Annotated in this window: 12 protein-coding genes; 6 read left to right on the top strand and 6 right to left on the bottom strand. The window is 72.3% G+C overall.

Features of this window, described 5'->3' with window-relative positions; all coding sequences use genetic code 11:
- Positions 1-483 precede the first annotated feature (483 nt).
- Complete coding sequence (locus tag ASF18_RS18685; RefSeq protein WP_056354548.1) at positions 484-1,452, top strand: DUF2778 domain-containing protein; 969 nt, start codon at positions 484-486, stop codon at positions 1,450-1,452.
- 466 nt (positions 1,453-1,918) lie between these two features.
- The gene (locus ASF18_RS18680; RefSeq protein WP_056353884.1) at positions 1,919-3,538 is read left to right on the top strand and encodes a multicopper oxidase family protein; all 1,620 of its coding nucleotides are present in this window, start codon (positions 1,919-1,921) and stop codon (positions 3,536-3,538) included.
- Positions 3,539-3,600: 62 nt separating this feature from the next.
- On the opposite strand, the gene ASF18_RS18675 is transcribed toward ASF18_RS18680, so the two are convergent.
- The 4 genes from ASF18_RS18675 to ASF18_RS18660 form a co-directional block, all read right to left on the bottom strand.
- Complete coding sequence (locus ASF18_RS18675; protein WP_056353882.1) at positions 3,601-5,595, bottom strand: methyl-accepting chemotaxis protein; 1,995 nt, start codon at positions 5,593-5,595, stop codon at positions 3,601-3,603.
- A 155-nt stretch (positions 5,596-5,750) separates the two neighbouring features.
- A complete protein-coding gene (locus tag ASF18_RS18670) occupies positions 5,751-6,995 on the bottom strand; it encodes a cytochrome P450 (protein ID WP_056353879.1) in 1,245 nt (414 codons plus the stop codon).
- Positions 6,992-8,299 carry an FAD-dependent oxidoreductase gene (locus ASF18_RS18665; protein ID WP_056353876.1) on the bottom strand — a complete coding sequence of 436 codons (1,308 nt, stop codon included), beginning with the start codon at positions 8,297-8,299 and terminating at the stop codon, positions 6,992-6,994. Before ASF18_RS18665 ends, ASF18_RS18670 begins: the two co-directional genes overlap by 4 nt.
- Positions 8,296-8,562, bottom strand: a complete 267-nt coding sequence (locus ASF18_RS18660; protein ID WP_056211143.1) for a ferredoxin — start codon at positions 8,560-8,562, stop codon at positions 8,296-8,298. The genes ASF18_RS18665 and ASF18_RS18660 overlap by 4 nt, the downstream gene beginning before the upstream one ends.
- Positions 8,563-8,795: 233 nt before the next feature.
- On the opposite strand from ASF18_RS18660, the gene ASF18_RS18655 reads away from it, so the two are divergent.
- Both ASF18_RS18655 and ASF18_RS18650 read left to right on the top strand, forming a co-directional pair.
- Positions 8,796-10,922 (top strand): TonB-dependent receptor, encoded by a 2,127-nt coding sequence (locus ASF18_RS18655; RefSeq protein ID WP_056272657.1) that lies wholly within the window; start codon positions 8,796-8,798, stop codon positions 10,920-10,922.
- 115 nt (positions 10,923-11,037) lie between these two features.
- The gene (locus tag ASF18_RS18650) at positions 11,038-11,295 is read left to right on the top strand and encodes a hypothetical protein (protein ID WP_056211140.1); all 258 of its coding nucleotides are present in this window, start codon (positions 11,038-11,040) and stop codon (positions 11,293-11,295) included.
- A gap of 185 nt (positions 11,296-11,480) precedes the next feature.
- On the opposite strand, the gene ASF18_RS18645 is transcribed toward ASF18_RS18650, so the two are convergent.
- Together ASF18_RS18645 and ASF18_RS18640 are read right to left on the bottom strand one after the other, a co-directional pair.
- Positions 11,481-11,855 (bottom strand): DUF6481 family protein, encoded by a 375-nt coding sequence (locus ASF18_RS18645; RefSeq protein WP_056211138.1) that lies wholly within the window; start codon positions 11,853-11,855, stop codon positions 11,481-11,483.
- Positions 11,856-12,098: 243 nt separating this feature from the next.
- Entirely contained in the window at positions 12,099-12,308 is a 210-nt protein-coding gene (locus tag ASF18_RS18640; RefSeq protein WP_055952791.1) for a cold-shock protein, read from the bottom strand.
- A 551-nt stretch (positions 12,309-12,859) separates the two neighbouring features.
- Between ASF18_RS18640 and ASF18_RS18635 the strand changes: the two genes are divergently transcribed.
- Positions 12,860-14,836, top strand: a complete 1,977-nt coding sequence (locus ASF18_RS18635) for an autotransporter assembly complex family protein (RefSeq protein ID WP_056353872.1) — start codon at positions 12,860-12,862, stop codon at positions 14,834-14,836.
- Positions 14,836-19,167, top strand: coding sequence for a translocation/assembly module TamB domain-containing protein (locus tag ASF18_RS18630; RefSeq protein WP_056353869.1), 4,332 nt, complete (start codon positions 14,836-14,838; stop codon positions 19,165-19,167). The genes ASF18_RS18635 and ASF18_RS18630 overlap by 1 nt, the downstream gene beginning before the upstream one ends.
- Position 19,168: the final 1 nt, after the last annotated feature.

The following is a 19,168-nucleotide window of genomic DNA, read 5'->3' as shown; positions in this document are numbered from 1 at the left end:
AAGGCGCCGGGCGCGGGCGGTAAGGGATTTGCCGGGACCGCTCGATCTTTCGCGGCGGGTGTGGCGTTCGTGCCTCAGGGGATGGGGCCGACCCCCGGCTCCGTCGCGCCGGCCTGCCGCGCGGGCATCCGCCGCCGTTCCGCCAGGACGAGGGGCCGAGCGGGATCCGACCTCGGCGCGAGGATCGACGAATCGCGCTCGGTATCGCATTCCGGACGAAAGTGTGGCGACACAGGATCGGCAGTCTTGCGACGGAGGTTCAGCAGATTCCGCGAATAAAGGCGCGCCGGATACAAGCATGTGTCCAGTTTCGGCACAATCCCGCCTCAGAAACGCCGAGTCGACCGGGTCGGATAGCCCCGTGACGGACGACGCAAGTCGCGCGCCCGTCATCCGCGCCCTGGGGCCGGACCGAAGGCCCGGCACGCGCGCCGGCCCATGCAGGAGATGGAGCCGACCATGGCGGAAGCTGCCGAGCGTTCCATGTCGACCCGACCCGGTCGCGCCGCCCGAGGCCTGGGCCTCGCGGCCCTCCTCCTCGGCGGCGGTATCGCGGGTTTCGTCGCCTGGTCCCGTCCGCCGGCCGCGATCCCGACCCTCGCCGCCGTCACGCCGGTGGACCCGCCGGCAGCGGCCCCGGTCGGTGCCGACGGGTCTGCCGACTCCGCCGCCGCGACGTCCGCCGACCCGGCGCCCGTGGCACCCGAAGTCCCGGCGCCCGCGAGCGTCGCCGAAGCCACGACAGCAACCCCCGAGGCCGCGCCCGAGACCGCGCCCACGGCTATGGCGGAGCCGGCCACGGCCCAGCCGCCCCTCGTGGCGCGGTGGGTGCCGCTGCCGGTGCCGCGGCCCCCGGAATTTCGCGCCGGGCGCCCCTCCGCACGGTCGACCCGCGCGGCGCCCGCCCGGACCGCCAGCGCGGCGCCGCCCCCGGAGGACACCCGCTCCTTCATCGAGAAGCTCTTCGGCGTCGAGAGTTCCGAGCCGCCGCGGCTCGCCTACGCGGCCCTGGAGACCAAACCCGTCGACGACGTCTTCCGGCGCGCCCTCAGCGCCGTGCCGACCAGCCCGACCGGCGGCGTCGCGGTCTACGATATTCGCGCCAAGGTCGTGACCCTCCCGAACGGGGAGAAGCTCGAGGCGCATTCGGGGCTGGGCGAGAGCATGGACAATCCCGGCCACACGCATGTGCGGATGAGGGGGCCGACCCCCCTCGGCACCTACGACATCCGCGAGCGCGAGCAGCCGTTCCACGGCGTCCGCGCCCTGCGTCTCACCCCCGTCGGAGGCCCCGAGGCCATCCACGGCCGGGTCGGCCTCCTCGCCCACACCTACATGCTGGGTGCGAGCGGCGCTTCGAACGGCTGCGTCTCGTTCCGCGACTACGACAAGTTCCTGCAGGCGTACCTGCGCGGCGAGGTCCAGCGCCTCGTCGTGGTCGCGGGCGGCTAGGGGCCTCACGGCCACTCGTCACGGGGCCGCGGTCCGGGATCTTGTCGGGCGCATCGGCGCCGTCGAGATCCCTTCGCGGAGGCCGTGCGTCGCGGTCCCGGCTGAGACCGCGTGGAAAGATCTGTCCCAGGACTTATCCGCATTCGGCGCGTTTCGCGTGCTGTTCGCGTGTCTTCGCGCGTCGGCAGGCGCGCCCGCCCCCGATGGGGTCCAGGGTCTCGTCGGTGTTCGGGATTGGTACGACACGCCGACGACGCTCGGCGGGACGTCTGCGCGTCGCCGCGGCGTCCCGCCTGCGAAGGGGCGTCGCCGTGCGCGCAACGACACCATGACGAAGACTTGCGCAATACTTTCGCATCAATACTGTAAAATGTACAACAAATGCTGCTTTCGGGATGGTGTTGGCCAATAAATTCCTGATAAGGCGATTCATGGATTGGTTGAATGAACCGGGGAGAGGCTGAGGATGCGGCGGCGTACATTCGTGGCGGGTCTCGCCGGGTTCATCGGGTCCCGGCCCGCGTCGGCGCAGATGCGGCACGACATGGGCACGATGGCGGGCCAGGGTGCACTTGCCGCCCCAACGCCGGCGGCGCCCGTCCTGCCCCAGGGGCAACCGCTGCGCGACCTGCCGCGCCTGCCGAACCAGTCCACCGTTCCCGGCCGCTTCAGCGCGACGATCACGGCCGGCCCGGGCGTCGTGCGCTACGCGGAGGGTCTCGAAACGCCGGTGCTGCTCTATAACGGCGTCCAGCCCGTGATCGAGGCGACGGAGGGCGACCGGATCGCGATCCGGTTCCGGAACGGCGTTCCGGGACAGCCCTCCACGATTCACTGGCACGGGATGCCGGTCCCGTCCGATCAGGACGGCAACCCGATGAACCCGGTCGCGCCGGGGGACGAGCGCGTCTACGCCTTCGATCTCCCCGAGGGCAGCGCGGCGACCTACTGGTTTCACCCGCACCCGCACGGCTTCACTGCCGAGCAGGTCTATCGCGGCCTGGCGGGCCTGTTCCTCGTCAAGCCGAAGGTCGATCCCATTCCGGCCGCCTACGGCGACACCGTCCTGATGCTCACCGATCTGCGGATCGCCGCCGATGGAACGATGCCCCGGAGCACCATGGCCGACGCCATGAACGGACGCGTCGGCGACCATGTGCTGGTCAACGGGCAGAAGAACCCGGTCCTGTCCGTAGCGCCGGGGGAGAAGCGCCGCATCCGCCTCGTCAACGCGACGAATGCCCGGTTCCTGCGCCTCGGTTTCGAGGGCGCGCGCATGCTCCTCGTCGGCACCGATGGCGGCTTGGTGGAGACGCCGGTTCCGGTCGACGCCGTGCTGATCACGCCGGGCGAGCGCGTGGAACTCATCGTCACCTTCGACCGGCCCGGGGAGGCCCGGCTGACGACGCGCCCCTATGCGCGGGGCTGGATGGGGCCGGGTGAGCCGAAGGAGGCCGGCCTCGTCCTGCTGACGGCCCGGGTGTCGGGCCAGCCGGCCGCCGCCTCCCCGCCCCTGCCGCCGGTCCTGAACCGGATCGCACCGCTCGGCGAGCCGGTCGTCTCCCGGCGCTTCGTCTTCACGGAAGCCATGACGCAGGGCAGCGGCCGGGATGGCTCGGAGGGCATGGCGGGCATGGGAGGCATGGCGGGCAAGGGAGGCATGGCGGGCATGGGAGGCATGGCGGGTATGGACCGGGGCGCGACGGCGCCGCCCGGACCCGCATCGGCCGCGCCGTCCGGCGGCATGGCGATGCGATTCCTGATCAACGGCCGGAGCTTCGAGATGGGCCGCATCGACGAGGTCTCGAAGGTCGGCCAGGTCGAATTCTGGAGCATCGTCAACGAGTCGGACATGGACCATCCGTTCCACGTCCACGGGACCCAGTTCCAGATCGTGGACATCGCGAAGGGCGGCGCGGTCCGGACGCCGGAATTCCGGTCCTGGAAGGACACCGTCAACGTGGCGGCCGGCGAGACGGTCCGCATCCGCCTGCGCCAGGACATGGCGGGGCCGCGCATGTACCACTGCCACATCCTCGAACACGAGGATCTCGGCATGATGGGAACGCTCGACGTCCGGGCCTGAGCCGGGCCGGATGCCGGCGCGGCTGCGGGACTGACCGTCGCGCAGCCGGCGCCGGGCCGAGGTCAGGCGGCCCGGATGGCGTCGAGGAAGGTCTCGACCTCGCGCTGGACGGCCACGGCCTGGGTCGAGAGTTCCCCGGCCGCCATCATCACCTGCTGGGCGGCGCTGCCGGTCTCGCCGGCCGAGGCCAGCACCCGGGCCACGTTCGCCGAGACGTCCTCCGTCCCGTGGGCGGCCTCGATGGCGTTGCGCGAGATTTCTCCGGTTGCCGCCGTCTGCTCGATCACGGTCGCGGCGATCGTTTCCGTGATGCTGTTGACCGACCCGATGGTCTGGCCAATCTGGCGGATCGCGGTGACGGCCTGGGCGGTGGCCTGCTGGATCGCCGCGATGTGTCCGCCGATCTCGTTCGTGGCGCGCGCCGTCTGGCCGGCCAGTTCCTTGACCTCCGTGGCGACGACGGCGAAGCCGCGTCCGGCCTCCCCGGCCCGCGCCGCCTCGATAGTGGCGTTCAGGGCCAGCAGGTTGGTCTGGCCCGCGATACTGGAGATCATCGTCACGGCTTCGCCGATCTGCTCGGCGGCGGCCGACAGGCTGGCCATGGCCACGTCGGTCGCCTGGGCCTCCCGCGTCGCTGCGGCCGCGACCGTGTTCGACTGCTTCACCTGACGCTCGATCTCGCGCAGGGAGGCCACCATCTCCTCCGCCGCCGAGGCGACCGTCTGCACGTTCGCGGAGGTCTGCTCGGCGGCCGCACTGGAGGCCTGGGCCTGATGACTCGTCGCGTCGGCCACGCCCGTCATGGAGCGAGCGGTGGCGTCGAGTTCGGTGGAGGCCGCGGTGACGACCCCCACGGCGGCGCCGATCGTCCGTTCGAACCCCTTGACCAACTCGTCGACGCGGTCGGCGCGGCGCTGACGGGCGGAGCGCTCCGAGACCTGCTGGGCCTCGAGTTCGATGCGGGCGATGGCGTTCCGGCGGAAGACGTCGACGGCCTTGGCCATCGCGCCCATCTCGTCCGTGGCGTCCTGCGACGGCACGACGACCGCCGTTTCCCCGGCGGCCAGGCGGGTCATGGCCTCGGTCATCCCGGCGATCGGGCGGATCAGGCTGCGGGCGATCAGGACGGCCATGCCGCCGCCCAGGATCAGCGCCAGGGCGATCAGGCCCTGCTGCAGGCGCTCGCCGAAGGCGACGGTCGCCTCGGTGGTCGCGGCGACGGCCTTCATCCGCCCCTCGGTGACGGCGCGGGATTGGACCCCGGCGGCCGCGATGGCGGCGACCTTCGTCTTGATGCCGTCGAAATCGCGGCGGCTGTCCTCCATGGCCTTGGCGGCCTCCTGGAAGGCGCCGATATAGCTGGCGAACGCAGCCTCGCCGCGGGTGATCGCCGCGGCGGACGCCGGGTCGGGATCGAGGGCCCGCAGCGCCTTGCCGGCGGCCACGGCCGTCTGGGCGTAGTCCGCGAAGATCGTCGGACCCTTGGGGTCCAGGGTCGTCAGGAAACGCCAGGCGGACATCCGCGTCAGCAGGACCGCGCTGTCGTAGGTCTGGGCCTGGATGAGGTGCGCCACGCTGCCGTTGGCCCGGATCTCCTGGAGGATGGCTTGGTTCAGGCGGGTCAGGCCGTTGCCCTCGTCGAACAGGCGGGTGCGGGCCTCGGCCAGGGCGGCGCCGCTGGCTCCCAGGCGGACGACGTCCTGCTCCAGGTCCCGGCCCCCGTCGGGCAATTGGGCGTAGACCTTCCGACGCTCGTCCGAGGCCGTGTTCCGCGTCACCCGGTCGCCGATCTCGACGATGCTCCGGCGGGTCTGATCGAGGTCGACCAGGGTCTCCGGCTTGGCCGTGGCGCTGTATGCGAAGGATTGGGCGATGAGCCGGTCGGTCAGGCCCGTGATCGTGTAGATGTCGCGGGTGTTCGTCTCGATCCGGTTGCGGTTCTTGTACTGGCCGGACAGTTCGGCGAACTGGTAATGCGATGCGATGCCCAGGCCGGCGATGAGGAGCATCAGCGTGCCGAAGCCGGCATACAGGCGGGTCCGAATACCGAACTTCATTGCAGTGTCTCGCTGAGTAGGATTACGTCGCGAGACCTTTAATAGGCTAAATTCAACAATATTACGTTAAAATAGCAGTATAGAAGTCTGTCTGAGCAAGGTGCATTGCTTGCGGGGTCCGCCTGACCTTCAGGATGGTTCCGCGCGGCCGGACCCTACGGAGCGATGCCGTCGATGGCGAGGCGCAGGTGCTTCGGGCCGCGCAGGGCCGAGCCCGGCCGGTAGGGCGGGGGGTCGACGGTCAGGCGCGGGTTCTTCAGGCGGCGGGCGAGGGCCACCAGGGCGGCCTCGACCTCGAAGCGGGCGAGCGGCGCGCCGACGCAGTAGTGCAGGCTGCCCCCGAAGCCGAGATGGCGGTTGTCGGCCCGGTCGGGATCGAAGCGGTCGGGCTCGGCATAGACCTCGGGGTCCCGGTTGCCGGAGGCGAGCAGCAGGACGAGGGGGGCCCCCTCCGGGATGGTGATGCCGTTCTGCGTGATCGGGCACAGGGTCTTGCGGGTGCGGAACTGGACCGGGGGCTCGTAGCGCAGCAGCTCCTCCACGACGCGGGGGGCGCGGGACGGGTCCTCGCGCAGGCGCCGCAGCTCCTCCGGGTGGCGGAGCAGGGTCAGCATGCCGTTGGTGATGAGGTTCACCGTGGTCTCGTGGCCGGCCACCAGCATCAGGATCGCGGTGGCGATGAGGTCGAAGTCGCTCATGCGCCCGTGGCCGTCGGCGCGCGCGGTGGCCAGGCCCGACAGCATGTCGTCCTGCGGGTCCTTGCGCTTCTGCGCGATCAGGCCCTGCATGTATTCGGAGATGGCATCGAAGGTGCGGCTGTTCTCGGCGCGCAGGTCGTCGTCCTGCAGGGTGTCGGGTTCGAGGGCGGTGGCGAGCTGCGTCGCCCAGCCGTGGAACTGCGCCTCGTCCGCCGGCGGGATGCCCAGGAGTTCGCAGATCACCGTCACGGGGAGCGGATAGGCGAGGTCGTCGACGATATCGATGGCCGTCGCGTCCCCGAGCCTGTCGAGGATCTCGTCCACGAGGACGTGGGAGCGCGCCCGCAGGGCCTGGACCCGCTGCGGCGTGAACTGCTGCATCACGGCGGCGCGCAGGGCGTCGTGGTCCGGCGGATCGCGGAAGATGAAGGGCCGGTGGGTGTCGGTGATGTGGTCGCGCACCGGCTTCACCAGCCAGTCCTTGAGCGGGTTGCCGGTCTTGGGCCGGTCGGCCGGCGGCAGGGTCTCGGAGCTCACCCGCGGGTCGTGCAGCAGGCTCGCGATCGCCGCGTGGGAGGCGGCCACGTAGGTGCCGTCCGCCTGGCGCGAGACCGGGCATTCCCGCAGGCGGGCGAAGAGCGGGTACGGGTCCGGCCGGGCGGCCTCGTCCTTGATCTGTGCGAACAGGGTGTGGTCGCTCATGCCGCGTCCTTCTCGGAAGATGTGGGCTCGGCGGGTTCGGGGAAGGCCGGCGGCAGCACCGCGAACGGGCCGGCATCGACGCCGCCGGTCTCGGGCGGGAACGGCGCCCCCGCGGCGATGTGCTCGGCATAGGTTGGGAGCCAGCGGGCGCAGTCGAAGGCCACGGCGGCGATGCAGCGGCCCTCCCGGCCGTAGACCGCCACGAACCGGCCCTCCTTGAGGCTGCCCCGGGCCACGACGAAGCCGTCGGCGCCCGTGGTCAGGCCCACCGACTTGAGGGTGATACCGCCCTGGCTCGACCAGAAGGCGGGCACCTCGGCGTAGGGCTCCGGCGCGAGGCCGGCCAGGAGCCGGCCGGCATGCCGGCCCTGCGCGACGGCGTGGCCCCAGTGCTCCAGGGCGATGCGGTGGCCCGGATAGAGCGGATGGGGAAACCGCGCGACGTCGCCGGCCGCCGCGATCCGGGTGTCGGGCCGTTCGGATTCGTCGAGGACGTAGCCCTGCGCGTCGCAGTCGATCCCGCCGTCGTCGCAGGCGAGGCCCGAGCCGGCGAGCCAGCCCGTGTTACGCACGGCGCCGAGGGCCACCACCACCACGTCGGCCGGGAGGATCGTGCCGTCGGCGAGGCGGACCCGCGCCACGCGGCCGGCCCCGTCATCCTCCAGGGCCGCCACCTTGACGTTGCTGCGGATGGTGGTGCCGAGGCTGGCATGCAGGGCCTCCACCACGGAGCCGAGATGCTGCCCGAGCACCTTGGCGAGGAGAGTCGGCCCGGTCTCCACCAGGGTGACGGTCAGACCGAGGGCCCGGCACGAGGCCGCCACCTCGCAGCCGATGAAGCCGCCGCCGATGATGACCACGTGGGCCGGGCCGGCGGCGAGGTCGCGCCGCAGGGCCTCGGCCTCGTCGCGGCCCCGCAGGGTATGCACGCCCGCGAGCCCTGCTTCCGCGGCGTTCGGCCAGCCACGCGCGGAGGCCCCGGTGGCGATGAGCAGCCGGTCGTAGGGCACCACCTCGCCGCTCGCCAGCGTCACGGTCCGCCGGGTGCGGTCGAGGCCGGTGGCCGGGTCTCCGAAGCGCCAGTCGGCCTCGAGCGCCACGAGGTTCGGCAGCGTCGTGGCGTCGGCCGCGACCTCCCCGGTGAGCACCGCCTTCGAGAGCGGCGGCCGGTCGTAGGGGCGGTGCGGCTCGGCCCCGATGATGGTCAGGGGGCCGCAGAAGCCCGCCTGCCGCAGGCTCTCGGCGCCGCGCAGGCCGGCCAGGGAGGCCCCGACCACCACGATCCGCGTCTCGACGTCGCTCATCGCGGGTCGGCCCCGGCATCCTCGACGCGGATGGCCTGCACCGGACAGGCGATCCGCGCGCGCTCGATGTCGTCGCGGGCGGCGGCCGAGGGGGCCGGGTCGTAGTGGAGGGCCTCGCGGCCCTTCAGGACGAAGTGGTGGGGGGCCGCGTAGCAGCACTGGGCGTAGGCCTGGCAGAGGTTCAGGTCGACGGTGACCCGCAGGCCCCCGGCGGCCCGGCGCCCGTCGGCGCTCGGCCGGTCGTGGTGGTTCAAGTCGGACATGCTTGCGCAATCTACCCGACCCGCTCACGGTTCCGCGACGCACCACGTGCCACGGGGACGCGGCCCGGCGCGCGGACGGACGCCGCCCCGGGACCGGCCGCCGGTGATGCGCCCCGGCCACAGGGGAGCGGGAAGAGGGTCCGCGCCCCGTCAGGCACTTGTCATACAATAACATCCCCATCATGAAACATTATAACGTTGAGTGATGGGGTGAGCGGGTGCGTCGATCGCGGATGGTGTGGGCCGGCGCGGCCCTGGCGGGAGCCGGCCTCGGGGCGAATGCCGGCGCGGCGCAGCAGGCCCAGGCGACCCTGGACGAACTCAGCGTCACCTCGCCGAGCCCGATCCAGCCCGTCCGCGGGGCGGGCGGCGCCGCGGGCGACGCCGGCGCGTCGTTCCCGGTGGGCGTGCTCCCGGTGGTGACCAGCACCTACTCGCCCGTCACCGTGGTGACGCAGCAGCAGATCGCCCGCGAGCAGCCGCGCACCCTCGGGGACGCCCTGTTCGACCGCCCCGGCATCTCCTCCTCGACCTATGCGCCCGGCGCCGCCAGCCGGCCCATCATCCGTGGCCTCGACAACGCCCGGGTGCGCATCCAGGAAAACGGCGTCATCAACAACGGCGTGTCGGACCTCGGCGAGGACCACACCGTTCCGGTGAACCCTCTCGTCAGCGACCGGATCGAGGTGATCCGCGGGCCGGCGACCCTCCGCTACGGCTCCGGGGCGATCGGCGGCGTCGTCTCGGCCGAGAACAACCGGGTCCCGACCTTCATCCCGGCGAACGGGGTGTCCGGTCAGGTCACGACCGGATTCTCCAGCGTCGACAACGGGCGGCTCGGCGCCGCGACGGTGGATGCCGGCAAGGACGGTATCGCGGTCCATGCCGACGGCTTCCGCAGCGCCACGGACAGCTACGCCATTCCGGGCGGGATCCAGCGCAACTCGGCCACCGAATCCCAGGGCGGCTCCGTCGGCATCTCGGCCATCGGCGACCGCGGCTTCGTGGGCATCTCCTTCAGCCACTACGACGCGCTCTACCAGATCCCCGGCGGGGAGGCGGCCGAGAGCCGGACCCGCCTCGACCCGCGCCAGGATCGGGTCGTCGCCCGGGGCGAGTACCGCCCGCTGGACGGCCCCCTGGAGGTGATCCGGTTCTGGGCCGGCGGCTCGGTCTACCGGCACGACGAGCGGGGCATCGGCGAGACCGGGATCGACGGCATCCAGGCCACCTTCAAGAGCCGGGAGGCCGAGGGGCGCATCGAGGCCCAGCACGTGCCGGTCTTCACCGCCCTGGGGACGCTGACGGGCGCCCTCGGCGTGCAGAGCGGGCGCCGGGTGCTCAACACGCAGGGGGAGAGCTTCCTGCCGCCGACGGAGTCGCGCTCGAACGCGGTCTACCTCTTCGAGCAGCTCGACGTGGGCCACGGCCTGCGTTTCCAGGCGGCCGGGCGCATCGAGGGCACGCGCTCGGCGAGCACGGCGGTGCAGTTCCCGAGCGACTACCTGCCGGTCGAGGGGCAGGATCCCCTGGCGTTCGGCCTCAAGCGCCGCTTCGCGCCCAAGAGCGCCAGCTTCGGCGCCCTGCAAGACCTGCCCTACGGCTTCGTGGCCAGCGTGAACGGCTCCTACGTGGAGCGGGCGCCCACGGCCTACGAGCTGTTCTCGCAGGGACCGCACGACGCGACCGAGACCTTCGAGATCGGCGATCCCCGCCTGAAGCTCGAGCGTGCCCGCACGGTGGAGATGAGTCTCCGCCGGGCGCAGGGGCCGCTGCGCCTCGACGCGACGGGCTACTACACCCGCTACACCGGCTTCATCTACAAGCGCGACACGGGCAACCGCTGCGGCGACGACTTCGCCTCCTGCGGCAGCGGGGACGAACTTCGGCAGATCGTCTACGCACAGCAGAACGCCACCTTCTACGGTGCGGAGATCGCCGCGCAGCTCGACTTGATCCCGGTGGGCAACGGCTGGGCCGGCCTCGAGGCGCAGTACGACTTCGTCCGGGCGCAATTCGACGACGGCTCCTACGTGCCACGCATTCCACCCCATCGCCTGGGCGGCGGCGTGTTCCTGGCGACCGAGGGCTGGTTCGCCCGGGTGAACCTGCTGCACGCCTTCGACCACGTGGAGATCGCGCCGTTCGAAACGGTCACGCCCGGCTGGAACGACCTGCGCGCCGAGGTGAGCTACACCAAGGCCGTCGATCCGGCGCTCTACGGCGCGAGCGAAGTCACCCTCGGGCTGCAGGGGCGCAACCTCCTCGACGACGACATCCGCAACTCGGCCTCGTTCAAGAAGGACGAGATCCTGCTGCCGGGCCGCAACGTCCGCCTCTTCCTGACGGCACGTTTCTGAGCCGCGGCGCTTCCGCGTCGCGCCGTGACAATAAAAGCCGACGCGGGGGCCCAACCGTGCTACACGGAGCCAACCCCGCACGACCCCGTGCCCTGGGCAACCCCATGAGGCCCAAGTGGCAAATGCGTTCAAGAGCGGTGCGTCGCAGTCGCGATCGACCAATGATTTCAACGAGCGCGCGAAGCTCCTGTCCGAGCGCCTGGGCGCGATCGAGAAGCCGGTCCAGATGAAGCGCGGGAACGCGCCGCGCCGCACCTTCAAGGCAGGCCCGCGTCCCGAAGAGGAGACGGCGGAGCCGGCCGAGGCCCAGACCGAGGGCCAGGAGACCGCCGAGGGCGAGGACGCCGAGTCCGAGACGCGCTCCGAGAGCTGAGGACGAACGCGGTTCGCCCGATCGTCCAACACGAAAAGGGCCGACGCGCCGCGTCGGCCCTTTTCGCTGTCCGGTTCGCGTCCATCCCCGCTCCGGGCGCCGCCGAAGAGGTGCGCTCAGGAGTAGTTCGGCGGCGCGCTCATACGCCTCGCAGCGGGTCTTGACGCCTCGCGGCAGGCCTTAGCTCAGCGGCGGGCCTTGGCCTTGCGCGCCGCGTAGCGGGCATCGCGGGCCGCCTTCTTGGCGACGAGCTCGGCGGCCTTCGCCTCGGCGGCGGCCAGAGCCTCGGCTTCTTCGCGGGCGATCTGCGCGGCGAGTTCCGCTTCCTCGCGGGCCCGCTTGGCTTCCGCCGCGGCCTTCTCGGCGGCGATCCGGGCCGCCTCGCGCTCGCGGGCGCGCTCTTCGCGGGCGCGGGCGACCTCGGCGCGGGCCTGCGCCTTGGCGATCATCTCCGGATCATCGGCCGGAGGACGGGCCTTAAATTTTTCCAGCAGCATCTGCTTGGCGCTGACGGAGTTCTTACGGCGATCGTCGAAGTTCCTGTAGTCGAAGGCGCCCATCTGACCTTTCTCATGTGGTGTGTCGCCCGCATCCGGCGTGGAGCACGCGCGGCATGGGGCCGTGGAAAAACTGGGGTATACGCTGATCTTGCACCGCAACAGTCCCATGCCCGACCGCCTGTCGGGAATCAACAGAAGCCGCTCATCGAAAAGCGGCTTCTGACAGGTTGTTGAAACGATGCCGCAGCATTCGAGCGGGTCTCGGGCCGCCCGCATCGGGCGACCCGAACCGGCCGGCGGCGATCAGGCCGCCTGGAGGTTGCCGGCCGACTGCTTGCCGGTGCGGCGGTCGTTCTCGATCTCGTAGGAGACCTTCTGACCCTCGATCAGGTTGCGCATGCCGGCGCGCTCCACGGCGGAAATGTGAACGAACACGTCCTTGCCGCCGTCATCCGGCTGGATAAAGCCGTAACCCTTGGTCTCGTTGAACCATTTCACGGTGCCCGTGCTCATGGTGCTGTTCTCCTGAAGCGTTGTCTTGCCTGCCATCGGCTGCCCGGTGCCCGCGTCGCAATCGCGCGGGCACCCGAGGCGCAGGGTCGTCGGATGGGATGTGCGATCGCAGCGGCACCCGCGTGCAGGACTGGCGAGCAGTCCTGGGAAAAGGGCGGGTGAGCTACCCGGAATGAGCCGGCCATGGAGCGATGGGGACAAAAGTAGGAAGCCTGCGACGCAGGGACAAGGCGCCAGCCAAAGCCGGGTTCCCTGGCCGATGGCGGAAAGCCGGGGCGGAGCCGGGCCTGCGGCGAACCGCGCAACCACCCCCGCGGCTGGGGGTAGAGCGGTGCACCGCGGTTGCTGCACCGCCGCCGGACCGGTAGGCTGGCGGTCAACATATGTGGGTCCGAAAGGCCCTGGGACAGGACCGGGATACGGGACCGGCAGCGGGGCCGCGGCCCGGAAGGGGATGGGATGGCGAGGCCTGCGACGCAGCGACGAAAGCCGGGAGCGCAGGCGCACCGGGCTCGCCGGAACGGCCATTCGTGACGCGGATTCGGGGGCGGATGCGTCGCGCGTCGGTCTGGAGGCTCGCCTGCTTCGCCTGGCCGCTCGTCCTCGGTTCGGCCGGGGCCGGGCTCGCCGTGGGGCCGGCCCGGGCTTTCGACCTGTTCGGCCTGTTCGGCTCCGAGGAGGAACCGCCGGTCCCGAGCGCGGGCGCCCTGCCCTACACGGTGAAGATCTCGGGCATCGATGACGACGACGTCCTGCGCGCGCTGCAGGACACCTCGACGCTCTATCGCTTGCGCCAGGAGGCGCCGCCGGACGGCGAGGGCCTGGTGCGCCGGGCGGAGGCCGACCAGCGCCGCCTCGCCGACGTGCTGTCGGGCTACGGCTACTACCAGGGCACCGTCGCGATCCGCGTCGACGGCGTCGCGCTGGCCGGCGAGTCCACCGTGGTGGCGGCCGCCCGCGCGGCCGAAGCGTCGCGCTCCCGCGCCCTCGTGCCGGTCAAGGTCGTGGTCGATCCCGGTCCCCTCTACACCCTGCGGTCGATCCGGGCCCGCGACCCCCGGGGCAACCCGTTTCCCGAGGAGGTCCTGCCGGAGCGCTTCACCCGCGTCGGGGACGACGTGCCGGCCCGCTCGGCCACCGTGCTGGCCCGCGAGGCCAAGATCGTCGATCGCTTCCGGGCCCTGGGCCATCCCTTCGCCAAGGCGGTCGCCCGCGACCCCGTGGTGGACGACGCCGCCCACGTCATGGACGTGACCTACACCGTCGATCCCGGGCCGATCGCCGGCCTCGGCGAGGTCGCGGTGCGCGGCACGCAGAACATCGACCCGGCGGTGGTGCGCTCGTTCATCTACGCCGAGCCGGGCGATCCCTACTCGCCCAAGGCCGTGTCGGACATCCGACGCTCGGTCGCCAAGGTCGAGGGGTTGGGCTCGATCCGGGTGCGCGAGGGCGAGACCCTCGATCCGTCCGGCAACCTGCCGATCTTCGTCGACGTCACCGAGCGCGAGAAGAACCTGATCGGCGTCGCGGCCCGCTACTCCACCGTCGATGGGCCGGGCATCCGGGCCTACTACGCCAACCGCAACCTGTTCGGCGGCGGCGAGACCTTCCGGGTCGATGCCGACATCTACTATCTCGGCAACGACCTCTACGCCAAGCAGCGCAAGGCCGCCGGCATCGACTCGAACGGCCTCGGCGGGCGGCTCTCGGCCACCTTCGTCAAGCCGGCTCTCTGGGGCACCCGGAACGACTTCATCGCCAACGTCTTCGTGGGCCGCGAGGCGCAGCAATCCTACGTCAGCGACGCGGCGGGCGGCACCGTCGCCCTGCGCCACCGCTTCTCAGACACCTTCTTCGCCCAGGTCGGCCTCGACGGACAGGCCGGGCGCTCGCAGGACGCCCTCGGCAAGGTCGATTACCGCCTCGTCGGCGTGCCGCTCTCCGTGAGCTACGATTCCACAGACAACCTGCTGGATCCGACCGAGGGCGTGCGCCTCACCGCCTCGGCGACGCCCTATGCGGGCTTCCTCGGCTCCGATCCGTCGATCTTCGTCGCCAAGGCGCAGGGCTCGACCTACTACGCCTTCGACGACGAGGGCCGCTACATCCTGGCCGGCCGCATCGGCTTCGGCTCGATCTCGGGGGCGAACCTCGAGGACATCCCGGCCAACATCCGGTTCTTCGCCGGCGGCGGCGGTTCCGTGCGCGGCTTCCCCTACCGGACGCTCGGCCCGCGCGGACCCTTCAACCTGCCCATCGGCGGACGCAGCCTGCTCGAGGCCTCGGTGGAGGCGCGCATCAAGGTGACCGACACCATCGGCGTCGTGCCCTTCATCGACGCCGGCACCGCCTTCGCCGGCAGCCTGCCCGATTTCGACGAGCGCATCCGCTACGCGGTCGGCCTCGGCCTGCGCTACTACACCGGCATCGGCCCGATCCGGGTCGACCTGGCCTTCCCGATGGACCGCATCAAGGGCAACCACGAGCGCCCGGTGGCCCTGTACATCAGCCTGGGGCAGTCCTTCTGATGGGATTCTGGAAGCGTCCGCGGGCGCAGGTCGCCGCCGCCACCCTGTGCCTCTCCGTGTTCGCCGCGACGCCGGCCACCCTGACCTACGCCGACGAGGGCGAGAAGACCGTGCTCGGCGGCCTCCTCTCGAAGGCCCTGTCGACGCCGGGCTCGCGGGTCGCCATCGGGGCCGTGGACGGCGCCCTCTCGTCGGACGCCACCATCCGCGACGTGGCCATCAGCGACGCCAACGGCGTCTGGCTGAAGCTCGACCGGGCGCGCCTGGTCTGGCGCCGCCTCGCCCTGCTCTCCGGCCGCCTGGAGGTGGACAGCCTGGAGGTCGGGCGCCTCGAAGTGCTGCGCCGCCCCCTCCCCGCCCCGGTCTCGGCGACGCCGGAGCCCGACGGATCGCTGCTGCCCGACCTGCCGGTGAAGGTCGAGGTGAAGACCTTTAAGCTCGCCGAACTCGTTCTCGGCGAGGCCCTCGCCGGGCAGCCGGCCCGCCTGACGGCCGAGGGCCGGGCCAAGCTCGGCGCGCCGGCCGAGGGGCTCGACCTCGATGTGGCGGTGCGCCGCCTCGACGCCGAGGGGCGCTTCGGCGCCCGCCTGCTCTTCGTACCGAAGGGCGAGACCCTGGAGCTCAAGACCACCCTGGTGGAGCCCGCCGGCGGGCTTCTCTCCAAGGCCGCCAACCTCCCCGGCGCACCGCCGATCAACCTCGACCTCGACGGGCGCGGCACGCTCGACGCCTGGAACGCCCGCCTCGACTTCGATGCCGGGCCGGACCTCGGGGCCCGCGGCACCGCCCGCATCTCCCGCATCGGGGCCGAGCGCCGGCTCGCCCTCGACCTCGCCTCGCGGATCGAGGGCCTGCTGCCCGGCCCGGCGGCGGCGATCTTCTCGGGCACGACCAAGCTCGACGGCGGCCTGCGCTTTTCCGACAGCGGGGCCTTCGGCATCGACCGGCTGGAGCTGACCTCGCGCACGGCCCGGCTCGAGGCCCGGGGTACCCTCACCGCCGACCGGATCGCCGACTTCCTCGTCTCCGCCCGCGCCGTGCCCACCGAGGGCGGCGTCACCAAGGCGGCGGATGCGGAACTCGACACCCTGGTCTTCGATGGCAGCCTGAAGGGGCCGATCGCGCGGCCCGTCGTCAACGGCACGCTGAAGGCCGCGGGCCTGCGCGCCGGCGGCTCGGCCCTGGAGCGGGTCGACGCCACCCTGTCGATGGCGCCGGCCGGCGCCGATCCCGCCGCCGCCCGCTTCGTGCTGGCCGCCGACGCCAAGGTGGACGGCCTGCGCCTCGCCGATCCGGCCCTGCGCCGGGCCATCGGATCGCGGGCCGGGCTGACCTTCCGGGGCACGCTGCAGCCCGACGGCGTCGTCGACGTCGCCGAATTCAAGCTCGACGGCCCGACGGCCCGGGCCGCCTATGTGGGCCGGATCGGGCAGAATACCCTCGCGGGCACGCTCGATGCGGCGCTGTCCGACCTCGCGGCCTTCTCGGAGGTGGCCGGGCGGCCGCTCGCCGGCACCCTGACGGCGCGGGCGGCGCTGAGCGGCGACCCGGCCCGCAAGGCGGTGAACGCCGATCTGGACCTGCGCACCGCGGGCCTCGTCCTGTCCCTGCCGGCCCTCGACCGGACCCTCGGCCCGTCGCCGCGCTTCAGCGGCCGCCTGTCGCAGGTCTATGACGGCTACGCCTTTGAGAACGCCCGCCTCGAGGGCGCCGAGATCGTCGGGCGCCTGGAGGGCCGCGCCACCGCGCGCCTGGCCGACGCCAAGCTGCTGGTCGACCTGAAGGACCTGTCGACCCTCGACCCGAAGCTGTCCGGCCGCGCGCTCCTCGACGGTCGCCTCACCGGCACCCTGGAGAAGCCCGACCTCACCGCCACGCTCACCGCCGACGACGCCCGCGCCCTCGGTCGCCCCTTGCGTGACCTCCGGGTCGAGACGGCGCTGACGGACGTCACCGGCGCCCTCGACGGCACCCTGCGCCTGTCCGGCGCGGTGGGCGGAAAGGCCCTGCGCGGGGACGCCCACGTCGCCCGGCCCGCCCCCGACGCCTGGGTCCTCGACCGCCTCGCCTTCGGCCTCGGCTCGGTCACCCTCGACGGGCACGCCGCCCTCGATGCCCGCACCTTCCTCACCGAGGGGGCGCTGGCCCTCAAGGCCGGGAATCTCGACGACCTCGCGCCCCTCGCGCTGACACCGATGGCGGGCAACGTCGAGGCCGCCGTCACCCTGTCCCGTGCGGGCGGGCGCCAGGACGCCGGCATCCGGGCGAACGGGGCGTCCCTGCGCTTCGGCGAATTCGCCCTGTCGCGCCTGGACGCCGACCTCACCGGGCGGGACCTGCTCGGCCGGCCCATCGTCGACGGGCGGGTGAACGCCGACCGCCTCCTCGCCTCCGGGCAGAGCCTCGACACCGTGCGTCTCGTCGCCGTGGGCTCGCCGAGCGCCAGCGACATCACCCTGACGGCCAAGGCCCGGGGCTTCGACCTCGACGGCGCCGCCCGTCTCGTGCCGGGCGAGCGCACCCGCATCGACCTGTCGCGCTTTTCCGCCGCGCGGGGTGGGGACCGCTTCGCCCTGGCCGGCCCCGCGAGCGTGACCCTCGACGGAGGCTCGGCCGTGATCGACAACCTCGTGGTGTCCGCCGGTAGCGGCCGCCTCAGCCTGTCGGGCCGGGTCGGCGAGGCCCTCGACCTCAAGCTCGGCATCCGCAGTCTGCCCCTCGCCCTGGCGCGGATCGCCGCGCCCAACCTCGCCCTCTCCGGAACCCTCGACGGCGAGGCGGACCTGCGCGGCTCCGCCAATCGGCCCGAGGGCCGCTACGCCCTGACGGTCGCCCGCCTCGTTACGCCCGAGACCCGCAAGGCCGGCCTGCCGCCCATCGACGCCCGGGCGAGTGGCACGGTGAGCGACGGACGCGCCGGGATCGACGGACGGGTCTCCGCCGGGCGCGGCGCCGAGCTGACGGTGACCGGCTCCCTGCCGGTGGCCCCCGGCGAGGCGCTGGCGGTGAAGCTGCGCGGCACCCTCGACGCGGCGCTCGCCAACAGCCTCCTCAGCGTCGGCGGCCAGCGCGTCGCCGGGCGCATCGCCCTCGACGCCGGCGTGACCGGCACCCTCGCGGCCCCCCGCGCCGAGGGCAGCGCCACCCTGACGGGCGGTTCCTTCACCGATCCGCTCCAGGGCATTCGCCTGACCAACATCGAGGGACGGGTCACCGGCCGGGGCGACACCCTGGTGGTGGAGCGCCTGACGGCGCTGACCCGCAACGGCGGAAGCCTGCGCGGCGACGGCCGGGTGGCGCTCGATCCCGCCGCCGGCTTCCCGGGCTCGCTCCGGGTCTCGGCCGAGCGGGCGGAGCTCGTCTCCAGCCCGCTGATGACGGCCGTGGCGAGCCTCAACCTCGCGCTCACGGGGCCACTGACCCGAACCCCGAAGGTGGCGGGCCGGATCGACCTCGTCTCCGTCGACGTCTCGGTGCCGGACCGCCTGCCCGCCACGGTGCAGCCCCTGCCCGAGATCCGTCGCGTGAACACGCCCCCGGAGGTGCGCGCCCGCCTCGCCGCCCGGGCCGACCGCCGCGCCAAGGTCGCGGCCCTGGGCAAGCGGGGCAAGGTCGCCCCGCCCTTCGACGCCACCCTCGACGTCGCCGTGAACGCCCCCAACCGCATCTTCGTGCGCGGTCGCGGCATCGATGCCGAACTGGGCGGCGCCCTCCGGATCACCGGCTCCTCGCGGGATCCCGTCGCCACCGGCGATTTCGAGATGCGCCGCGGCCGCCTCAGCGTGGTCGGCCAGCGCCTCGACTTCACCCGCGGGCGCCTGACCTTCGGCGGCGAGATCGCCACGCCGGATCTCGACTTCGTCGCCGAGACCAAGGCCGCCGAGGTCACGGCGCGCATCGCCGTGACGGGTCCGGCCAACCAGCCGAGCTTCCTCCTCACCTCGGACCCGAGCCTGCCGCAGGACGAGGTGCTCTCGCGCCTGCTGTTCAAGAAGGCCTCGGGGGGCCTGTCGCCGTTCCAGGCCCTGCAGCTCGCGCAGGCTGTGGCCCAGTTCTCCGGCGGGGCCGGCGGCGTCGACGTCTTCGAGCAGGCCCGCAAGGGCCTCGGGCTCGACAGCCTCGACGTCTCCACCGGCGCCAGCGGCGGACCGGCGCTGGGCGCCTCGCGCTATCTCAGCGACCGCCTCAGCGTCGGCGTGAAGGCGGGCGCCAAGCCCGCCGACACGGCGGCGACGGTGGATTACGACGTGACCCGGCGCATCAAGATCCAGGGCGAGGCCGGCAGCGATGGCCGCACCGCGGTGGGCGTCGGGGCCGAGTGGGAATACTGAC

This window comes from Methylobacterium sp. Leaf89 (assembly GCF_001422215.1).
Classification (GTDB): Bacteria; Pseudomonadota; Alphaproteobacteria; order Rhizobiales; family Beijerinckiaceae; genus Methylobacterium.
Note: the sequence above shows the minus strand (reverse complement) of the source record. Positions and strands in the feature narration are given on the sequence as shown.